Genomic DNA, 11,918 nt, shown 5'->3' on the forward strand with positions numbered 1-11,918 from the left:
CAGGCCGCCGTCGGTGCGCACCGCGCGATCGGCGATGACCGCCTGCTGCGGGTCGCCGAGCGGTTCGTCGAACACGCCATCGCTCGGCTCGGCGCCGACGACGCGGTCGAGTACTGCGGGCATCCGCTCATCGAGGCCGCGCTCGTCGAGCTGCACCGCACGACCGGAGCCGACGCGCCTCTCGCGCTCGCCGACGCGTTCGTGCGCCGACGCGGCGCGGGATTCCTCGGCGGAGTGATCTTCGGCGCGGAGTACTACCAGGACGAGCAGCCCGCCCTGGAGGCCACGAAGATGCGCGGCCATGCGGTGCGCGCCTCTACCTGAACCAGGGCATCACCGACCTGTACCTCGAGACCGGCGACCCCACGATGCTCGATGCGATGCGCACCCAGTGGGACGACCTGATCTCGCGCCGCATGTACCTCACCGGGGGCACCGGCGCCCGCCACGAGGACGAGGCGTTCGGCGAGGCGTTCGAAGCTGCCGCCCGACCGCGCCGTTACGCCGAGACCTGCGCGGGAGTCGCCCTCTTCGGCTGGGCCTGGCGCATGTACCTCGCGACCGGCGACGCCGCATGCATGGATGTCGCCGAGACCGCCCTCTACAACGTCGTCGCCGCAGGCATCTCGACCCGCGGAGACTCGTTCACCTACGTCAATCCGCTGCAGGTGCGCGACGAACGACCCTACGGCGGAGCGGAACCCGCCGGGCGACGACGCTGGTTCAGCTGCGCGTGCTGCCCGCCGAACCTCATGCGCACGTTCGCAGCCCTCGAGCACCACGTCGCGGCGGAGCGCCCGGACGGCCTCGACCTCGTTCTCTACGCTTCGGCAACCGTGCAGGCGCACGGCGCATCGGTCACGATCGACACCGCATACCCGGCTGAGGCAGCATCCGCATCGTCGTGAGTGGAGACGCCGCCGCGGGGCGTCGACGACTGGCCCTTCGCGTGCCGGAATGGGTGTCAGGCCGCACGGTCACGCTGCTCGCGACGGCGAGACGTGGATGCGGTCGTCGACGACGGTGGATCCTGATCGACGACGCGCTCGTCGACGGCGCCGAGATCGAGCTGCGGCTGCCGGTGGAAGTCGACGTCATCCACCGCATCCGCTCATCGACGCCGTGCGGGAACCGTCGCCGTCCGACGCGGACCGGTCGTCTACTGCGCGGTCGGTGACGCGATGATCTGATGGTCGACGCGGACGCTCTGGCCGCCAGGCCTGTCGCGCGGACGGGAGGCGCTGCGGGTGGCCTTCTCGGACCGCGGATCACCGTCGCGGCGCACCGGGTGCGAACCGGCGGTGCGCAGGCGCTGTATGCACGCGGGGTCGACCGCGCAACATCCGACGAGATCGTGGTCGAGCTGCGGCCGTTCGCGGAGTTCGACGGCGGCACGGCAATGCGGGTGTGGATGCCGACGTCGGGGCGCTGAGCAGCCCGGCCGGGGCGTGGCCGGGCCGAGCGCGGGCGGGGTCAAAGACGCACCCGAAACCGGGCACGGGCGGGTGCGGGTCACAAACGCACCCGAAACGGGCGCCAGCGATGCGAAAGTGACCACCACCGTGGCACAAGCGGTGCAGGGCAGGAACGCAGGGATGCGGAGCGGGGCCGACCTGAGATCGGCCCCGCTCCGTGCATCAGGGCTGGATGAGGATGCCATCGACCCGGCGCGCGATGCCGAGAGGGTTCGCCTCTTTGAGGGCATCCGGCAGCAGGCTCTCGGGAACGTTCTGGTAGCAACGGCCGCAGGAACCGGGTGATCGCCGCCATTCCACCGAGGTCGAGCCGACGGCTGTCGTCGCGGGTACGGCCGCCGTGCTGCTGCGCCCAGGTCACCGACACTCCGGTGGGCCACTGGTTCCAGAGCACGCGTCCGCCCGCTCCGACAGCTTGGGAAGAAGGTCGACGGCGATCTCGTCGTCGTCTTCGCCGATGATCGTGGCGGTCAGCTGCCCCTCGAGGCTGTCGGCGATGTCGAGCAGCTCGTTCTCGTCGTCGTAGGTCACCACCAGCGCCGCAGGACCGAACATCTCGCTCATGAGCGTGTGCATCTCGTCGCGCAGAGTCGCGATCGACGTCTCGAGCAGCACGGGAGACGGAGCACCGGCATCCGCATCCGCATCCGCCTCCGACCTCGCACCGGCGGAGAGCGTGCGCACGCCCGCGACTCCCCGGGTCGAGGCGAGCGAGTCGCGGAAGCCGCTCTCGATCCCACCGTTCAGCAGTGCGGATGCGGCCGGGAGCCGCTGGCCCTCGAGCTCCGCGACGATCGACGATCCCGCGGGCACGAACAGCACTCCTGGCTTGGTGCAGAGCTGTCCGGCGCTGCCGGTGACGGAGGCGACGAAGTCGCGGGCGATGCCGGCGGCATCCCTCTCGGCGGCCCGCCGCGTCACGAACGCGGGGTTCGTGCTGCCGAGCTCTCCGTAGAAGGGAATCGGCTCGGGCGGCTCGACGCGATGTCGAACAGGGCGCGTCCGCCTCGCACCGATCCGGTGAACGCCGCGGCCTTGATGCCGGATGCTCGCAGCGCGCGCACTCCCGCCTCGGTGCCGTGGATCGTCTGGAAGAGGCCTTCGGCGCCCGGCCGAGGCGAGGGCATCGATCACGACGGCAGCCGTCGCGTCGGACAGCTCGGGGTGTCCGTGATGCGCCTTGAGCACCACGGCGTTGCCCGCGGCGAGCGCACTCGCGTGTCTCCCCTGCGACGGAGAACGCGAAGGGAAGTTGCTCGCGGCGAAGACGAGCGTCGCGCCGATGGGCTCGAGCTGACGGCGCAGATCGGGGCGTGGGCGCCCATCGGCCACTCGGCGTCGGCGTGGTCGATGCGGGCGTCGAGCCAGAGGCCCTCGGGCAGCATCTCGGCGAACATGCGCAGCTGGAAGCTCGTGCGACGCAGCTCGCCCCGCAGTCGCGGCTCGGCCAGATGCGTCTCGCGCTGCGCGATCGGGATCAGCTCGTCGGCATGCTGGTCGAGGGCATCCGCCACCGCGACGAGCGCACGGCTGCGCTCGTCGATGCCGGCGCGCTTCCACTGCTCGGATGCGCGCACCGCGCGATCGATGATCTGGTCGACGCTGTCGTCTGACGTGTCGTGCATGGTCATGACTCCTCCTGGTTCGGGTGGTGCGGCACGAGCGCGGCGAGGTCGCCGAGCGACACGGGCACGCCCACCTGTCGATTGGTCAAGGATTCGAGGGCGGGGGCGTCGACGACGCCTCCGGTGCGGTGGCGACGAGCTTGGAGAGGGCGAATCCGCACACCCGCCCCTGGCAGAGCCCATGCCGGGGCGGGCGGTGACCCGCACGTCTCTGGCGTCGTCGGCGCGGAGCCCGTCGACCGCGTCGGTCACCTCGGCCGCGGTCACCTCTTCGCAGCGGCAGATGTGGGTCTCGGGGTCAGCCACTCATTCCACGCGTCGGGAACGGGCTGGCTCGGTGCATGCCGATCGCGAAGCGCCGCCCCGACGCAGACGCCGGCGATGCCGTGCCATCCGTCGGGCGTCGGTCGAGACGCCGAGATCCTGTGCGACCGCGGATCCGCGAGCTCGCCCTCGGCGCACGATGCGATGGCTCCGCCGATGCCGGTGACCTCCCCGCGGCGAAGACGAGCGGATCGGATGCGCGCAGGTCGTCGTCGACGTCGATCACGAGCGATCCGTCGACATCGATGCGGGTGCGCAGGCCCAGTCCGACGGCCAGCTCGAGCTGCGGGGTGAAGCCCCAGCCGAAGGCGACGAGGTCGGCGGCCACGGTGCGCGTCGAGCCGGGACGCACGCGCCCCTTGCCGTCGACGCGGGCCAGCTCGACCTCGGACGCCCGCCCGGTGCCGCGCACCGCCGTGACGACAGTCCGCGTGCGCAGGGGCACTCGGTGACGCAGGAAGGTGGTGGCGTACTGCACGCCCTCCCACAGCTTGCCCGGCTCCTGCAGCGCACGCAGCGGAGTGGCCGCCCAGCGCGACAGCGCATTGGCGTCGACGACCTCGACCACCTCGACCCCGGCCTCGGCGAGTCCCGCGGCGACCGACAGCAGGAAGGGCCCGGTGCCCGCCACCACGGCGCGACGCCCGGCTCGCACCTGGTTGGCCTTGAGCATCGCCTGCACGCCGCCGGCGGCCATGACCCCGGGCAGCGTCCATCCGGGCACGGGCAGCTGTCGGTCGTAGGCGCCGGTCGCGATCACGAGCCGTCGCGCCCACGTGGTGCGCTCGGCGAGGGGCAGAGCGTCGGCGCCGCTCACTGCGCTGGTGCGCAGCGCCACCCTGTCGTCGAAGCCGTCGGTGCGCCACACCTGGCGTCCGGCGAGATGGCGGATGCGACCTGATGCCACGGATGCCGCGAGCCGGTCGCGCAGGTCGGTGTAGTGGTTCCAGTGGTGGTGGCCGGTGCTCTCGGGCGCGACGAAGGCGTCACGATGACGCTCGTCGGGGTGACGCCAGTACTGTCCGCCGGTCTGGCGCCCCGCGTCGATCAACACGACCTGCAGGCCGTGTTCGGCGGCGACGACCGCCGCGCTCAGCCCCGCGGGGCCGGCGCCGACGACCGCGACGTCGGCGAGAGGCTGATCGGATGCCGGGATGCTCTGCTCAGACATGAGGCTCCTGTGCGCTCGGGCCGGCGGACTGCGTCGACTCGGACGCCTCGGACTGCTCGGACGCCCCGGACGACAGCTCCGACAGCGACAGCGGCTCGTCGGGGTCGGAGCTCTGCACGACCTGCCCCGCGCACGCCTCGACCAGGCAGGCGCGCTGGCTGCGCACGCCGTCGACGGTCACGAGGCAGTCGAAGCACACTCCGATGCCGCAGAAGAGTCCGCGTGGGGCGTGGTCGCGGCGGGTCGTGCGCCACGAGACGATGCCGGCCCCGGCGAGGGCACCGCCGATCGTCTGCCCCGGAGTGAACGGCACCGGTGTGCCGTCGAACTCGATGCCGGTGGCGGGTTCGATGTCGTCTGTGCGCGTGCGGGTCATGCGGCGACGAGTCCTTCGAGTCGTTCGGGCGGAAGGGAGTCAGGTCGAGGTCGGTCGGCTGCGATCGCAGGGCCTGCGAGAGCAGCTTGCCGGTGCCGACCGAGAGGCCGACGCCCGCGCCCTCGTGCCCGGCGGCGTGCCAGAGCCCTGGCAGTCGAGCATCCTCTCCGATCGCCGGAAGGTGATCGGGGCAGTACGGGCGGAACCCCGAGTACGCGCGCTGCACCCCCACGTCGCGCAGGGCCGGGAACAGCCCCAGCCCGCTCGCGGCGATGCGCGCGACCGCCTCGGCCGAGAACGATCGGTCGAAGCCGACGCGCTCGCGGCTGGCGCCGAGCAGGATCGTGCCGCTCGGGGTCCCCTCGACGACCGGTGAGACCTGCAGACCGGCATCCGAGCTCGCGACATCTCCGACGTACTCGGCGGCGTAGACCTTGTGGTGCACCGTGATCGGCACCGGCTCGGTGACCAGCACGAAACCGCGTCGAGGCAGGACGGGCAGGTGCACTCCGGCGAGCGCCGCGACCTCGCCGCTCCAGGGACCCGCGCAGTTGACCACGGCACCGGCCGAGATGCGGCCGAGAGACGTGTCGACTCCGACCGCGCGGCCGTGGTCGGTGAGGATGCTGTGGACCGAGGTTCTGGTGTGCAGCTCGGCGCCATGCGCGATCGCGAGCTTCAGCAGGTGATGGGTGGCCAGCAGCGGCTGCACCTGCGCGTCGTCGGGGTAGAACGCGCCGCCGACGAGTGCGGGGTTGATGTACGGCTCGACCTCGCGCAGCCCGGCGTTGCCGTCGATCATCTCGGCACGGATGCCCAGCTCGCGCTGGTGCTCGACGAGTGCGGCCAGCCCCGCCATGCTGCCTGCGCTGCGAAGCACATCCTGCGTATCCGGCGACGAAACGAGACGCCCTTGGATTCGCCCACGACTCGACGTGCTGTCGCCTCTGATTTTTTTTTTCGCATCCTCCCCGCCAGCACGCGCTGTGTGGCGGGAAGGATCTCGCCGAGGCAACAGCGCATTCTGTGCGGAACGTGGAGTTCGAATTCCAAGGGCGGTCTCGTCGTCGCCGGCAGCGCAGGCAGCATGGCGGGGCTGGCCGCACTCGTCGAGCACCAGCGCGAGCTGGGCATCCGTGCCGAGATGATCGACGGCAACGCCGGGCTGCGCGAGGTCGAGCCGTACATCAACCCCGCACTCGTCGGCGGCGCGTTCTACCCCGACGACGCGCAGGTGCAGCCGCTGCTGGCCACCCATCACCTGCTGAAGCTCGCGATCGCGCATGGCGCCGAGCTGCACACCAGAACCTCGGTCCACAGCATCCTCACCGACCACGGCCGCGCGGTCGGAGTCGACACGTCTCTCGGCCGCATCTCGGCCGGTGCCGTGGTCAACTGCGCGGGTCCCTGGAGCGGCGAGGTCGCGGCGCTCGCCGGAGTGCACCTGCCCGTCCTGCCTCGACGCGGTTTCGTGCTGGTCACCGAGCCGGTGCCGATCACGGTGCACCACAAGGTCTACGCCGCCGAGTACGTCGGAGATGTCGCGAGCTCGGATGCCGGTCTGCAGGTCTCACCGGTCGTCGAGGGGACCCCGAGCGGCACGATCCTGCTCGGCGCCAGCCGCGAGCGCGTCGGCTTCGACCGATCGTTCTCGGGCCGAGGCGGTCGCGCGCATCGCCGCGAGCGGGCTGGGGCTGTTCCCGGCCCTGCGCGACGTGGGGGTGCAGCGCGCGTACTCGGGGTTCCGCCCGTACTGCCCCGATCACCTTCCGGCGATCGGAGAGGATGCTCGACTGCCAGGGCTCTGGCACGCCGCCGGGCACGAGGGCGCGGGCGTCGGCCTCTCGGTCGGCACCGGCAAGCTGCTCTCGCAGGCCCTGCGATCGCAGCCGACCGACCTCGACCTGACTCCCTTCCGCCCCGAACGACTCGAAGGACTCGTCGCCGCATGACCCGCACGCGCACAGACGACATCGAACCCGCCACCGGCATCGAGTTCGACGGCACACCGGTGCCGTTCACTCCGGGGCAGACGATCGGCGGTGCCCTCGCCGGGGCCGGCATCGTCTCGTGGCGCACGACCCGCCGCGACCACGCCCCACGCGGACTCTTCTGCGGCATCGGAGTGTGCTTCGACTGCCTCGTGACCGTCGACGGCGTGCGCAGCCAGCGCGCCTGCCTGGTCGAGGCGTGCGCGGGGCAGGTCGTGCAGAGCTCCGACCCCGACGAGCCGCTGTCGCTGTCGGAGCTGTCGTCCGGGGCGTCCGAGCAGTCCGAGGCGTCCGAGTCGACGCAGTCCGCCGGCCCGAGCGCACAGGAGCCTCATGTCTGAGCAGAGCATCCCGGCATCCGATCAGCCTCTCGCCGACGTCGCGGTCGTCGGCGCCGGCCCCGCGGGGCTGAGCGCGGCGGTCGTCGCCGCCGAACACGGCCTGCAGGTCGTGTTGATCGACGCGGGGCGCCAGACCGGCGGACAGTACTGGCGTCACCCCGACGAGCGTCATCGTGACGCCTTCGTCGCGCCCGAGAGCACCGGCCACCACCACTGGAACCACTACACCGACCTGCGCGACCGGCTCGCGGCATCCGTGGCATCAGGTCGCATCCGCCATCTCGCCGGACGCCAGGTGTGGCGCACCGACGGCTTCGACGACAGGGTGGCGCTGCGCACCAGCGCAGTGAGCGGCGCCGACGCTCTGCCCCTCGCCGAGCGCACCACGTGGGCGCGACGGCTCGTGATCGCGACCGGCGCCTACGACCGACAGCTGCCCGTGCCCGGATGGACGCTGCCCGGGGTCATGGCCGCCGGCGGCGTGCAGGCGATGCTCAAGGCCAACCAGGTGCGAGCCGGGCGTCGCGCCGTGGTGGCGGGCACCGGGCCCTTCCTGCTGTCGGTCGCCGCGGGACTCGCCGAGGCCGGGGTCGAGGTGGTCGAGGTCGTCGACGCCAATGCGCTGTCGCGCTGGGCGGCCACTCCGCTGCGTGCGCTGCAGGAGCCGGGCAAGCTGTGGGAGGGCGTGCAGTACGCCACCACCTTCCTGCGTCACCGAGTGCCCCTGCGCACGCGGACTGTCGTCACGGCGGTGCGCGGCACCGGGCGGGCGTCCGAGGTCGAGCTGGCCCGCGTCGACGGCAAGGGGCGCGTGCGTCCCGGCTCGACGCGCACCGTGGCCGCCGACCTCGTCGCCTTCGGCTGGGGCTTCACCCCGCAGCTCGAGCTGGCCGTCGGACTGGGCCTGCGCACCCGCATCGATGTCGACGGATCGCTCGTGATCGACGTCGACGACGACCTGCGCGCATCCGATCCGCTCGTCTTCGCCGCGGGGGAGGTCACCGGCATCGGCGGAGCCATCGCATCGTGCGCCGAGGGCGAGCTCGCGGGATCCGCGGTCGCACAGGATCTCGGCGTCTCGACCGACGCCCGACGGATGGCACGGCATCGCCGGCGTCTGCGTCGGGGGCGGCGCTTCGCGATCGGCATGCACCGAGCCAGCCCCGTTCCCGACGCGTGGAATGAGTGGCTGACCCCCGAGACCCACATCTGCCGCTGCGAAGAGGTGACCGCGGCCGAGGTGACCGACGCGGTCGACGGGCTCCGCGCCGACGACGCCAGAGACGTGCGGGTCACCGCCCGCCCCGGCATGGGGCTCTGCCAGGGGCGGGTGTGCGGATTCGCCCTCTCCAAGCTCGTCGCCACCGGCACCGGAGGCGTCGTCGACGCCCCCGCCCTCGAATCCTTGACCAATCGACAGGTGGGCGTGCCCGTGTCGCTCGGCGACCTCGCCGCGCTCGTGCCGCACCACCCGAACCAGGAGGAGTCATGACCATGCACGACACGTCAGACGACAGCGTCGACCAGATCATCGATCGCGCGGTGCGCGCATCCGAGCAGTGGAAGCGCGCCGGCATCGACGAGCGCAGCCGTGCGCTCGTCGCGGTGGCGGATGCCCTCGACCAGCATGCCGACGAGCTGATCCCGATCGCGCAGCGCGAGACGCATCTGGCCGAGCCGCGACTGCGGGGCGAGCTGCGTCGCACGAGCTTCCAGCTGCGCATGTTCGCCGAGATGCTGCCCGAGGGCCTCTGGCTCGACGCCCGCATCGACCACGCCGACGCCGAGTGGCCGATGGGCGCCCCACGCCCCGATCTGCGCCGTCAGCTCGAGCCCATCGGCGCGACGCTCGTCTTCGCCGCGAGCAACTTCCCCTTCGCGTTCTCCGTCGCAGGGGGAGACACCGCGAGTGCGCTCGCCGCGGGCAACGCCGTGGTGCTCAAGGCGCATCACGGACACCCCGAGCTGTCCGACGCGACGGCTGCCGTCGTGATCGATGCCCTCGCCTCGGCCGGGGCGCCGAAGGCCTCTTCCAGACGATCCACGGCACCGAGGCGGGAGTGCGCGCGCTGCGAGCATCCGGCATCAAGGCCGCGGCGTTCACCGGATCGGTGCGAGGCGGACGCGCCCTGTTCGACATCGCGTCGAGCCGCCCCGAGCCGATTCCCTTCTACGGAGAGCTCGGCAGCACGAACCCCGCGTTCGTGACGCGGCGGGCCGCCGAGAGGGATGCCGCCGGCATCGCCCGCGACTTCGTCGCCTCCGTCACCGGCAGCGCCGGACAGCTCTGCACCAAGCCAGGAGTGCTGTTCGTGCCCGCGGGATCGTCGATCGTCGCGGAGCTCGAGGGCCAGCGGCTCCCGGCCGCATCCGCACTGCTGAACGGTGGGATCGAGAGCGGCTTCCGCGACTCGCTCGCCTCGACCCGGGAGTCGCGGGCGTGCGCACGCTCTCCGCCGGTGCGAGGTCGGAGGCGGATGCGGATGCGGATGCCGGTGCTCCGTCTCCCGTGCTGCTCGAGACGTCGATCGCGACTCTGCGCGACGAGATGCACACGCTCATGAGCGAGATGTTCGGTCCTGCGGCGCTGGTGGTGACCTACGACGACGAGAACGAGCTGCTCGACATCGCCGACAGCCTCGAGGGGCAGCTGACCGCCACGATCATCGGCGAAGACGACGACGAGATCGCCGTCGACCTTCTTCCCAAGCTGTCGGAGCGGGCGGGACGCGTGCTCTGGAACCAGTGGCCCACCGGAGTGTCGGTGACCTGGGCGCAGCAGCACGGCGGCCCGTACCCGGCGACGACAGCCGTCGGCTCGACCTCGGTGGGAATGGCGGCGATCACCCGGTTCCTGCGGCCCGTTGCCTACCAGAACGTTCCCGAGAGCCTGCTGCCGGATGCCCTCAAAGAGGCGAACCCTCTCGGCATCGCGCGCCGGGTCGATGGCATCCTCATCCAGCCCTGATGCACGGAGCGGGGGCCGATCTCAGGTCGGCCCCCGCTCCGCATCCCTGCGTTCCTGGCCCTGCACCGCTTGTGCCCACGGTGGGTGGTCACTTTCGCATCGCTGGCGCCCGTTTCGGGTGCGTTTGTGACCCCGCACCCCGCCCGTGCCCGGTTTCGGGTGCGTCTTTGACCCCGCCCGCGCTCGGGCCCGGCCACGCCCCCGGCCGGGCTGCTCAGCGCCCCGACGTCGGCATCCACACCCGCATTGCCGTGCCGCCGTCGAACTCCGCGAACGGCCGCAGCTCGACCACGATCTCGTCGGATGTTGCGCGGTCGACCCCGCGTGCATACAGCGCCTGCGCACCGCCGGTTCGCACCCGGTGCGCCGCGACGGTGATCCGCGGTCCGAGAAGGCCACCCGCAGCGCCTCCCGTCCGCGCGACAGGCCTGGCGGCCAGAGCGTCCGCGTCGACCATCAGATCATCGGCGTCACCGACCGCGCAGTAGACGACCGGTCCGCGTCGGACGGCGACGGTTCCCCGCACGGCGTCGATGAGCGGATGCGGGTGGATGACGTCGACTTCCACCGGCAGCCGCAGCTCGATCTCGGCGCCGTCGACGAGCGCGTCGTCGATCAGGATCCACCCGTCGTCGACGACCGCATCCACGGTCTCGCCGTCGCGGAGCAGCGTGACCGTGCGGCCTGACACCCATTCCGGCACGCGAAGGGCCAGTCGTCGACGCCCCGCGGCGGCGTCTCCACTCACGGACCGATGCGGATGCTGCCCTCAGCCGGGTATGCGGTGTCGATCGTGACCGATGCGCCGTGCGCCTGCACGGTTGCCGAAGCGTAGAGAACGAGGTCGAGGCCGTCCGGGCGCTCCGCCGCGACGTGGTGCTCGAGGGCTGCGAACGTGCGCATGAGGTTCGGCGGGCAGCACGCGCAGCTGAACCAGCGTCGTCGCCCGGCGGGTTCCGCTCCGCCGTAGGGTCGTTCGTCGCGCACCTGCAGCGGATTGACGTAGGTGAACGAGTCTCCGCGGGTCGAGATGCCTGCGGCGACGACGTTGTAGAGGGCGGTCTCGGCGACATCCATGCATGCGGCGTCGCCGGTCGCGAGGTACATGCGCCAGGCCCAGCCGAAGAGGCGACTCCCGCGCAGGTCTCGGCGTACGCGCGGTCGGGCGGCAGCTTCGAACGCCTCGCCGAACGCCTCGTCCTCGTGGCGGGCGCCGGTGCCCCCGTGAGGTACATGCGGCGCGAGATCAGGTCGTCCCACTGGGTGCGCATCGCATCGAGCATCGTGGGGTCGCCGGTCTCGAGGTACAGGTCGGTGATGCCCTGGTTCAGGTAGAGGGCGCGCACCGCATGGCCGCGCATCTTCGTGGCCTCCAGGCGGGCTGCTCGTCCTGGTAGTACTCCGCGCCGAAGATCACTCCGCCGAGGAATCCCGCGCCGCGTCGGCGCACGAACGCGTCGGCGAGCGCGAGAGGCGCGTCGGCTCCGGTCGTGCGGTGCAGCTCGACGAGCGCGGCCTCGATGAGCGGATGCCCGCAGTACTCGACCGCGTCGTCGGCGCCGAGCCGAGCGATGGCGTGTTCGACGAACCGCTCGGCGACCCGCAGCAGGCGGTCATCGCCGATCGCGCGGTGCGCACCGACGGCGG

The 11,918-nt window shown here is 71.8% G+C and carries 13 protein-coding genes and 5 pseudogenes; 9 read left to right on the top strand and 9 right to left on the bottom strand.

The genetic code is table 11. The annotated features are described in order from the left end of the window. The 4 genes from BLW44_RS17305 to BLW44_RS17315 form a co-directional block, all read left to right on the top strand. Positions 1 to 324: beta-L-arabinofuranosidase domain-containing protein (locus BLW44_RS17305; RefSeq protein WP_175473401.1), on the top strand; the 324-nt coding region annotated here is incomplete at its 5' end. A 44-nt stretch (positions 325 to 368) separates the two neighbouring features. After that, positions 369 to 908 carry a beta-L-arabinofuranosidase domain-containing protein gene (locus BLW44_RS17310; protein ID WP_074732178.1) on the top strand — a complete coding sequence of 180 codons (540 nt, stop codon included), beginning with the start codon at positions 369 to 371 and terminating at the stop codon, positions 906 to 908. Then, positions 905 to 1,177 carry a hypothetical protein gene (locus tag BLW44_RS17850; RefSeq protein ID WP_139305355.1) on the top strand — a complete coding sequence of 91 codons (273 nt, stop codon included), beginning with the start codon at positions 905 to 907 and terminating at the stop codon, positions 1,175 to 1,177. Before BLW44_RS17310 ends, BLW44_RS17850 begins: the two co-directional genes overlap by 4 nt. A gap of 12 nt (positions 1,178 to 1,189) precedes the next feature. Then, on the top strand, positions 1,190 to 1,432 hold the full coding sequence (locus BLW44_RS17315) for a hypothetical protein (protein ID WP_074732181.1): 243 nt from the start codon (positions 1,190 to 1,192) through the stop codon (positions 1,430 to 1,432). 205 nt (positions 1,433 to 1,637) lie between these two features. Here BLW44_RS17315 and BLW44_RS18380 read toward each other — a convergent pair whose 3' ends face one another. The 7 genes and pseudogenes from BLW44_RS18380 to BLW44_RS17335 form a co-directional block, all read right to left on the bottom strand. Continuing rightward, the gene (locus BLW44_RS18380; protein ID WP_254775147.1) at positions 1,638 to 1,775 is read right to left on the bottom strand and encodes a hypothetical protein; all 138 of its coding nucleotides are present in this window, start codon (positions 1,773 to 1,775) and stop codon (positions 1,638 to 1,640) included. A 57-nt stretch (positions 1,776 to 1,832) separates the two neighbouring features. After that, entirely contained in the window at positions 1,833 to 2,807 is a 975-nt protein-coding gene (locus BLW44_RS17320) for an aldehyde dehydrogenase family protein (protein WP_254775148.1), read from the bottom strand. Between the two features lie 101 nt (positions 2,808 to 2,908). Beyond that, positions 2,909 to 3,106: pseudogene (locus BLW44_RS18385) on the bottom strand (aldehyde dehydrogenase family protein); the annotation flags it as partial. Then, positions 3,103 to 3,261, bottom strand: a complete 159-nt coding sequence (locus tag BLW44_RS18075) for a hypothetical protein (protein WP_217632058.1) — start codon at positions 3,259 to 3,261, stop codon at positions 3,103 to 3,105. The gene BLW44_RS18075 and the pseudogene BLW44_RS18385, both read right to left, overlap by 4 nt. Before the next feature lie 137 nt (positions 3,262 to 3,398). Further along, entirely contained in the window at positions 3,399 to 4,595 is a 1,197-nt protein-coding gene (locus tag BLW44_RS17325) for an NAD(P)/FAD-dependent oxidoreductase (protein ID WP_217632059.1), read from the bottom strand. Further along, positions 4,588 to 4,971 (bottom strand): (2Fe-2S)-binding protein, encoded by a 384-nt coding sequence (locus tag BLW44_RS18575; RefSeq protein ID WP_082724600.1) that lies wholly within the window; start codon positions 4,969 to 4,971, stop codon positions 4,588 to 4,590. Before BLW44_RS18575 ends, BLW44_RS17325 begins: the two co-directional genes overlap by 8 nt. Before the next feature lie 85 nt (positions 4,972 to 5,056). Beyond that, a pseudogene (locus BLW44_RS17335) lies at positions 5,057 to 5,830 on the bottom strand (NAD(P)/FAD-dependent oxidoreductase); the annotation flags it as partial. 228 nt (positions 5,831 to 6,058) lie between these two features. On the opposite strand from BLW44_RS17335, the pseudogene BLW44_RS18580 reads away from it, so the two are divergent. From BLW44_RS18580 to BLW44_RS18590, 5 genes and pseudogenes are all read left to right on the top strand, one after another. Continuing rightward, a pseudogene (locus tag BLW44_RS18580) lies at positions 6,059 to 6,923 on the top strand (NAD(P)/FAD-dependent oxidoreductase). Next, positions 6,920 to 7,303 (top strand): (2Fe-2S)-binding protein, encoded by a 384-nt coding sequence (locus tag BLW44_RS18405; RefSeq protein WP_082724600.1) that lies wholly within the window; start codon positions 6,920 to 6,922, stop codon positions 7,301 to 7,303. The pseudogene BLW44_RS18580 and the gene BLW44_RS18405 overlap by 4 nt, the downstream one beginning before the upstream one ends. Next, on the top strand, positions 7,296 to 8,795 hold the full coding sequence (locus BLW44_RS17345) for an NAD(P)/FAD-dependent oxidoreductase (protein ID WP_060927921.1): 1,500 nt from the start codon (positions 7,296 to 7,298) through the stop codon (positions 8,793 to 8,795). Before BLW44_RS18405 ends, BLW44_RS17345 begins: the two co-directional genes overlap by 8 nt. A gap of 2 nt (positions 8,796 to 8,797) precedes the next feature. Continuing rightward, a pseudogene (locus tag BLW44_RS18585) lies at positions 8,798 to 9,567 on the top strand (aldehyde dehydrogenase family protein); the annotation flags it as partial. Positions 9,568 to 9,743: 176 nt separating this feature from the next. Continuing rightward, positions 9,744 to 10,271, top strand: a complete 528-nt coding sequence (locus tag BLW44_RS18590; RefSeq protein ID WP_338061397.1) for an aldehyde dehydrogenase family protein — start codon at positions 9,744 to 9,746, stop codon at positions 10,269 to 10,271. 214 nt (positions 10,272 to 10,485) lie between these two features. Here BLW44_RS18590 and BLW44_RS17355 read toward each other — a convergent pair whose 3' ends face one another. After that, a complete protein-coding gene (locus tag BLW44_RS17355) occupies positions 10,486 to 11,019 on the bottom strand; it encodes a glycoside hydrolase family 127 protein (RefSeq protein ID WP_074732185.1) in 534 nt (177 codons plus the stop codon). Continuing rightward, a pseudogene (locus tag BLW44_RS18690) lies at positions 11,016 to 11,895 on the bottom strand (beta-L-arabinofuranosidase domain-containing protein). The gene BLW44_RS17355 and the pseudogene BLW44_RS18690 overlap by 4 nt, the downstream one beginning before the upstream one ends. Positions 11,896 to 11,918: the final 23 nt, after the last annotated feature.

The organism is Microbacterium hydrocarbonoxydans, assembly GCF_900105205.1.
GTDB lineage: Bacteria > Actinomycetota > Actinomycetes > Actinomycetales > Microbacteriaceae > Microbacterium > Microbacterium hydrocarbonoxydans.

Excerpts from the sequence above, each read along its gene's own strand:
- BLW44_RS17310 (WP_074732178.1), top strand. The coding sequence starts at position 369 with ATGCTCGATGCGATGCGCACCCAGTGGGACGACCTGATCTCGCGCCGC.
- BLW44_RS17315 (WP_074732181.1), top strand. The coding sequence starts at position 1,190 with ATGGTCGACGCGGACGCTCTGGCCGCCAGGCCTGTCGCGCGGACGGGA.
- BLW44_RS17325 (WP_217632059.1), bottom strand. The coding sequence starts at position 4,595 with ATGTCTGAGCAGAGCATCCCGGCATCCGATCAGCCTCTCGCCGACGTC.
- BLW44_RS18575 (WP_082724600.1), bottom strand. The coding sequence starts at position 4,971 with ATGACCCGCACGCGCACAGACGACATCGAACCCGCCACCGGCATCGAG.
- BLW44_RS18405 (WP_082724600.1), top strand. The coding sequence starts at position 6,920 with ATGACCCGCACGCGCACAGACGACATCGAACCCGCCACCGGCATCGAG.
- BLW44_RS17345 (WP_060927921.1), top strand. The coding sequence starts at position 7,296 with ATGTCTGAGCAGAGCATCCCGGCATCCGATCAGCCTCTCGCCGACGTC.